3 tRNA genes and 1 rRNA gene are annotated in these 725 nt (G+C 44.8%); all 4 read right to left on the bottom strand.

The annotated features are described in order from the left end of the window. A 23S ribosomal RNA gene (locus L4D76_RS28800) occupies window positions 1–102 on the bottom strand; the annotation flags it as partial. Window positions 103–368: 266 nt separating this feature from the next. After that, window positions 369–444 (bottom strand) — tRNA-Ala (locus L4D76_RS28795). 34 nt (window positions 445–478) lie between these two features. Further along, window positions 479–554, bottom strand: a tRNA-Val gene (locus tag L4D76_RS28790). 28 nt (window positions 555–582) lie between these two features. Next, a tRNA-Lys gene (locus L4D76_RS28785) sits at window positions 583–658 on the bottom strand. Between the last annotated feature and the right edge of the window lie 67 nt (window positions 659–725).

Raw genomic sequence — 725 nt, 5'->3', positions numbered from 1 at the left:
CAAGTGGCTTTTACTGCCTAATCTACGCTTATCGCAAGTTAATACGTCCTTCATCGCCTCTGACTGCCAAGGCATCCACCGTGTACGCTTAGTCACTTAACCATACAACCCCAAGAGGTTTCGTATGGCAACAACCAAGGTTTCTCTCTATAAAGAGAGGATTTGTTTTCGCCGGACTCTTACACAAGACACTTGAATGTGTTTGTTTTGAGAACTCGTTTTTTATCGTTAAATAAAAAACATTTGTAATTGAATTTAAAAATTCAATTTACTAGTCAGCTKTCCAGATTGTTAAAGAGCATGTGTTTTATTATCCCTAAGAATAAAAAAACCACTTTCTAATCACACTCGAGAGTGCATTTAGAAAGTGGTGGAGCTATGCGGGATCGAACCGCAGACCTCCTGCGTGCAAGGCAGGCGCTCTCCCAGCTGAGCTATAGCCCCATAAAGGGTTTTTCTTTATTTCTCAAATAAAAGATGGTGGGCGATACCGGGCTCGAACCAGTGACCCCCTCCTTGTAAGGGAGGTGCTCTCCCAACTGAGCTAATCGCCCACTGAGTTTTAATTCCTTGTGGAAGGAATGGTGGGTCGTGCAGGATTCGAACCTGCGACCAATTGATTAAAAGTCAACTGCTCTACCAACTGAGCTAACGACCCATACTTCTTTAAAAGAAGTGGCGTCCCGTAGGGGAGTCGAACCCCTGTTACCGCCCCTGTTACCGCC

It is taken from the genome of Photobacterium sagamiensis, assembly GCF_050337085.1.
In the GTDB taxonomy this organism is placed as follows: Bacteria; Pseudomonadota; Gammaproteobacteria; order Enterobacterales; family Vibrionaceae; genus Photobacterium; species Photobacterium sagamiensis.
This window is presented reverse-complemented; position numbering and strand designations above follow the sequence as displayed.